3 protein-coding genes and 1 pseudogene are annotated in these 6,174 nt (G+C 72.0%); 3 read left to right on the forward strand and 1 reads right to left on the reverse strand.

Annotated elements, in window-relative coordinates; genetic code table 11:
- Window positions 1–830, reverse strand: a pseudogene (locus Q1K33_RS19605) (hypothetical protein); the annotation flags it as partial.
- Between the two features lie 81 nt (window positions 831–911).
- Here Q1K33_RS19605 and Q1K33_RS19610 point away from each other — a divergent pair.
- The 3 genes from Q1K33_RS19610 to Q1K33_RS19620 form a co-directional block, all read left to right on the forward strand.
- Window positions 912–2,150, forward strand: a complete 1,239-nt coding sequence (locus Q1K33_RS19610; protein ID WP_300406443.1) for a winged helix DNA-binding domain-containing protein — start codon at window positions 912–914, stop codon at window positions 2,148–2,150.
- Window positions 2,147–2,878: a TIGR03936 family radical SAM-associated protein gene (locus tag Q1K33_RS19615; protein ID WP_300406444.1), complete on the forward strand. Its 732-nt coding sequence runs from the start codon at window positions 2,147–2,149 to the stop codon at window positions 2,876–2,878. Before Q1K33_RS19610 ends, Q1K33_RS19615 begins: the two co-directional genes overlap by 4 nt.
- Before the next feature lie 376 nt (window positions 2,879–3,254).
- The coding region (locus Q1K33_RS19620) for an Rne/Rng family ribonuclease (protein ID WP_300406445.1) at window positions 3,255–6,174 on the forward strand (2,920 nt) is incomplete at its 3' end.

Raw genomic sequence — 6,174 nt, forward strand, 5'->3', positions numbered from 1 at the left:
TAGTTCAGGATCTGCTCGTCCAGCGACCCGAAGCTCGGCTCGGCGAAGCAGAGGAACTCGTCGTCCGGGTCGATGTCGGACGGGTCGTCGATGATCAGGTTGATCAACAGGTCCTCGGGGAAGGCCGCGAGGGCGCTGAGGTCGTCCTCGGGCATCAGCGACGTGCACACGTCGACCGGGTCGACCTGACCACTGAGGTTGCCCTCGTAGTCCGAGGCCACGCCCACGTAGATGACCTCGGCGTCGTGGTCGTCCTCGCAGTCCTGCTTGAGCAGGTTGTACTCGTCGCCGTCCCGGCTGACCTCGACGCACTGACCCGGCTCGGCGTTGGAGGGCGTGACGACGTTCTGCACGGCGTAGACGATGCCGAAGACGATCAGCCCGCCGATGACGCTGAAGACCAGGCCCAGGGGGATCGCGGCGATCGCGGCCCAGCGGCCCTTGCGCTGGCCACCCTTGGTGCGGCCCAGGCCGACGAGGCCGAGGATCAAGCCGATCGGTGACAGGAAGCAGGTGAAGGCCAGGACGAAGGCGGTGATCGACAGGGCGTCGGTCTTCTTCGGTGCCTCGCCGTAGGACTGCTGGCCGTACGGCGACTGTCCGTACGGCGGCTGCTGGCCGTAGCCGGACTGGTCGTAGGACTGGCCGTAGGGCTGCTGGCCGTACGGCGAGTCACCGGCGGGGGGCGGTGGGTACTGGCCGGGCTGCTCGCTCCCGCCGTACGGCGGGGGAGGCGGCGGCCCACCCTGGCCCCCCTGACCGCCTTGGCCACTCTGCCCGGAGCCGTCGTCGGAGGAACCGGAGTTGTACGGGTCGTAGGGGTTGCTCATCACGTGCTCCAGGCTCGTCCGGTGGGCGGGTCGCACGGCAGTCTGTCAGACCTGTCGCCGCGGCTCGTGCAGGATGGGCTGATGCGCCACGTCTCCGATGCCGAGCGCCGGACCCGCCTCGCCCGTCGCCACGCCTTGGCGCCCGCACACCGCGTCGACACGGTGGCCGAGGCCACCCGCGCGATGACGGTGCTGCACTCCACCGAGCCGGCCACCGTCTACCTCTCGTGCTGGTGCCGGGTGGACGACGTGAGCGTCGCGACGATCGACCGCGCCCTCTACGAGGACCGCGACGTCGTCAAGCAGCTCGCGATGCGCCGCACGCTGTTCCTCTTCCCGCGCGAGCTCCTGCCGGCGGCCTGGGGGAGCGCCTCGGCTCGGGTCGCGGAGGTGGAGCTCAAGCGGATGGCCAAGGACGTCGAGAAGGCGGGCGTGGACTCCGACGGGCTGGCGTGGGTGCACCGCTCCCGCGACGCCGTCCTGGCCGCCATCCGCACGCGACCCGACGGGTTGACCGCCCAGGAGGTGCGTGAGCTGCTTCCCGAGGTCGCCGTGACCTACGACGTCACCTCCGGCTCGGTGTGGAACCACAGCCGGATCCTCACCCACCTCGGCCTCACCCACGACCTGGTCCGGGGGCTCAACACCCAGCATTGGCGCCTGTCGAGGCCCCGCTGGACCTCGATGGAGGCCTGGCTGGGCGACGTTCCTCCCGCCTTGCCCGCCCAGGAGGGGTACGCCGTGCTCGTCAGCCGCTGGCTGCACACCTTCGGCCCCGGCACCGAGGCCGACCTGGTGTGGTGGCTCGGCAGCACCAAGGCCGCGGTGCGCACCGCCCTGGCCGACCTGGGCGCCGTGCAGGTCGGCCTCGACGGCGGGGACACGGGCTGGCTGCTGCCCGACGACGTCGACCCGCCCACCGGTGACGACGAGCCCTGGGTCGCCCTGCTGCCGGTGCTCGACCCGACGGTGATGGGCTGGAAGCAGCGCGACTTCTACCTGGGCCCCCACGCTCCGGAGCTGTTCGACCGCAACGGCAACGCCGGCACCACCGCCTGGGCCGACGGACGTGTCGTCGGCTGCTGGACCCAGGGCGCGGCCGGCGACGTACGCGTCCATCTGCTCGAGGAGGTCGGGGGCGACGTACGGCGTGCGCTGGACGCCGAGGCCGACCGGCTGACCCGGTGGCTCGACGGTCAACGCGTGGGCACCGTCTACCCTTCGCCTGCGATGAAGTGCCACCGAGATCTGCCCGTGCCCGCCGCTGCCCCGACCGCTGCCTCGAGCGCTGTCCCCACCGTGGGGGGTGCTGCGTCATGAGCCGCCAGCCCCCCGAGCAGCAGGCCCCGCCCGTCCAGCGGCTCCGCGTCCGCTACGCCAAGCGCGGCCGGCTGCGCTTCACCAGCCACCGGGACTTCAGCCGCGCCTTCGAGCGTGCCGTCTTCCGGGCCCAGGTGCCGATGGCCTACTCGTCCGGCTTCAACCCGCATCCCAGGATCTCCTACGCCGGGGCCGCGCCCACCGGCTCGGCCAGCGAGGCCGAGTACCTCGAGATCGCGCTGGCGCAGGTGGTCGACGCGGCGACGATCCATGCGCTCCTCGACGAGTCGCTTCCCGACGGGCTCGACGTCCTCGAGGTGGTCGACGCCGCCGACCTGGAGAAGGGCGGCCTCGCCGATCGCCTGGTGGCCAGCCGCTGGCTCATCGACACGGGTGCGGACGAGACGCTGGCGAGGAGCGCCGTCGCCGACTTCCTGGCCGCCGAGTCGGTGACGGTGGAGCGGATGACGAAGAAGGGTCTGCGCGAGTTCGACTGCCGAGCGGCCGTGGTCTCGCTGGTCGTCGCTGACGACGGCGCTGCGCAGGGCCGGCTTCGCCTCGACCTCGTGCTCCGGCACAGCGTCCCGTCGGTGCGCCCCGACGACGTCCTGACCGGGATCAGGAGCCTCAGCGCGCTCGACCTGGGCGGACCTCCCCTGCTCACTCGGGTCGAGCAGGGGCCGCTGGACGAGGCCACTGGCGTGGTCGGCGACCCCCTCGCCCGGTGACCCCCGCCGGCAGCGGGGGATCGCCGCGAAACGCCTCCGAAGCGCCGTCCCAGGAGGTCTGTGCGATACTCGTCACGGTTGGCGATCGACGCTCCCAGGTGCCGAGGACCAACCCGACGACGTTCTCGTCGCTCCGCCACGGCGGGTCGACACGGTGGGGACAGGTCGTCGCCAGACCGCGACGCGGCCCGGATCGGTGACAGCGATCCGACCAGGCTGCCGACCGCGGTAGGTGACCTCCGGCCTCCAGTGACGCACCGCGGAGGGTGTCGTTCGAACCACGAAGGCTTTGCACCGCGATCGGGACCACGGTCCTCCAGATCCCCGACCGGTGCCAGACACCACCCGGCCTGGGGTCGGGTGCGAGGAGCAGCACATGGCTGACGACAACGCCGAGCAGTACAACGGCAACGAGGGCAGCGAGGGGTCCGCCGGGCCCGTCGCCCCCGAGACTCCGGTGGCCCCGGCAACCCCGGGAGCCGACGCCCCCGAGGCGCCGCCGAAGGCGGCCAAGAAGGCGCCTGCGAAGAAGGCCGCCAAGAAGGCGCCTGCGAAGAAGGCGGCCGCCAAGAAGGCCGCCGCCAGCAGCGACGAGCCGGACCCCGAGTCCGGGGAGGCGCCCGCCGAGAAGCCGGCCAAGAAGGCCGCCAAGAAGGCACCCGCGAAGAAGACGGCCCCCAAGGCCGCCAAGAAGACCTCCGCGAAGGTGTCCGACGAGGCCCCGGCCCCGGCCGACGAGGCGCCCTCCGAGGGCAACGACGGCCCTGCGGCCCCGATGCCGCTCTTCCAGACTCCTGAGACGGCCCCCGCGCCCCGCAAGCGGCGCGCGCCGGCCAAGAAGGCGGCCGCTGCCGCGCCCGACGAGGCGCTGCCCGAGGCCGGGACCGGCGACAGTGGCGAGGGCGCCGCCCAGGACGCGAGCGAGAAGCCCGCGCCGGCGAAGAAGACCACGCGCAAGCGGACCTCCTCGACCAAGGCCGCCCCGTCCGGCGAGGCGGACCCGTCCCTCGAGGCGAAGACCGAGTCCCGAGATGCGCAGGCAGACGCCGCGCCGAAGCAGGACGCGGGCAGGGGCTCGGAGAAGAGCGCCGGCCAGGGCTCCGACGACACCTCGTCGGACAGCGACAACGACGGGGACAACGACAACGACGGGGACGACGACAACGGCGAAGGCGGAGACGGCCCTCGTCGTCGGCGCCGTCGTGGCGGTCGACGCCGCCGCAAGAGTGGCGGCGGAGACGGCGCCAACGGTGGCGAGTCCGGCGATGGCAACCAGGGCAACCAGGGCAACCAGGGCAACCAGGGCGGCAACGGCGGCGGGAACAGCAACCAGGGCGGCAGCCAGAAGAACCAGGGCGGCGCCAAGGACGAGGACGACGCCGACTCCGGCGACGGCTCCTCGCGTCGGCGCCGTCGTCGGCGCCGCGAGGGCGACGACGGTGGATCGGGCGGCGACGACCCCAACAACACCACGACACGCGTGCGTCGCGCCCGTTCGCCCGAGGACGAGATCACCGCGGTCAGCGGTTCGACGCGCCTGGAGGCCAAGAAGCAGCGTCGCCGCGAGGGTCGCGAGGCCGGGCGGCGGCGCGCCCCCATCGTGAGCGAGGCCGAGTTCCTGGCCCGGCGCGAGTCGGTCGAGCGCGTCATGACGATCCGTCAGCGCGAGGACCTGACCCAGATCGGCGTCCTCGAGGACAAGGTCCTGGTCGAGCACTACGTGGCGCGTGAGTCGCAGACCTCGCTGATCGGCAACATCTACCTCGGTCGGGTGCAGAACGTCCTGCCGTCGATGGAGGCCGCCTTCATCGACATCGGCAAGGGCCGCAACGCCGTGCTGTACGCCGGCGAGGTCAACTGGTCGGCCCTGGGCCACAAGGACGGTGCCCCGCGCAAGATCGAGTCGGTGCTCTCGTCGGGCCAGACGATCCTGGTGCAGGTCAGCAAGGACCCGGTCGGACACAAGGGCGCTCGGCTCACCAGCCAGATCAGTCTCGCCGGCCGCTTCCTGGTCTACGTGCCCGACGGCACGACGAGCGGCATCTCCCGCAAGCTGCCCGACACCGAGCGGCACCGCCTCAAGACCCTCCTGAAGGAGGTCGTCCCGTCCTCGGCCGGCGTCATCGTGCGCACTGCGGCCGAGGGTGCCAGCGAGGAGGAGCTGACCCAGGACGTCGAGCGACTCAAGGCGCGCTGGGAGGAGATCGAGGCCAAGACGGGCAAGGGCAGCAAGGGTGGAGCCCCCAAGCTGCTGTACGGCGAGCCCGACCTCACGCTCAAGGTCGTGCGCGACCTCTTCACCGAGGACTTCGCCAAGCTCGTGATCTCCGGCGACGAGGTCTGGGAGACCATCAGCGGCTACGTCGCCGAGATCGCTCCCGACCTGGCACCGCGGCTGGAGAAGTACGACGTCGCCGACCACAACGGCACCGACCTGTTCACGACGTACCGCGTCGACGAGCAGATCGCCAAGGCCCTGGACCGCAAGGTCTACCTGCCATCGGGCGGGTCCCTGGTCATCGACCGCACCGAGGCGATGACCGTCGTCGACGTCAACACCGGCAAGTTCACCGGCTCCGGGGGCAACCTCGAGGAGACCGTCACCAAGAACAACCTGGAGGCCGCCGAGGAGGTCGTGCGCCAGCTCCGGCTGCGCGACATCGGTGGCATCATCGTCGTGGACTTCATCGACATGGTCCTGGAGTCCAACCGCGACCTCGTGCTGCGCCGCATGGTCGAGTGCCTCGGGCGCGACCGCACCCGCCACCAGGTCGCCGAGGTCACCTCGCTCGGCCTGATCCAGATGACGCGCAAGCGCATCGGCACCGGCCTGCTGGAGTCCTTCAGCGAGAACTGCCAGCACTGCCAGGGCCGCGGTGTCGTGGTCCACGACATGCCGATCGAGCCCCGCCAGGGCGGCGACGACGAGTCGCGTCGCGGTGGCGGCGGCGGCGGAGGCGGCCGTCGACGCGGCGGCCGTGGCCGTGGCCCGGACGACTCCGACCAGCAGGGCGCAGGTCAGCAGAAGCCCGGCGACTCGGGCGGCCCCGGGGACTCCGGTTCGCCGGCGTCGAAGCCGTCGCCCGCCGAGTTCGCGGCGATGGCGAAGGCCGAGCGTGCCCGCGCGGAGCAGGCGCCGGCTGACGAGGCTGCAGCGGCTGCTCCTGCCCCGCAGCAGGATGAGACGAGCCCGGCGCCCGAGCCGGCCGAGCCCGCGGCCCCCAAGGTCGTGACCCGCACACGTCGTGGCGCGAGCCGGACGGCACCGGTGTCGGCGAGCCCCCAGTCCACCGAGG

The sequence above is a fragment of the Nocardioides sp. genome, assembly GCF_029937575.1.
Classification (GTDB): Bacteria; Actinomycetota; Actinomycetes; order Propionibacteriales; family Nocardioidaceae; genus Nocardioides.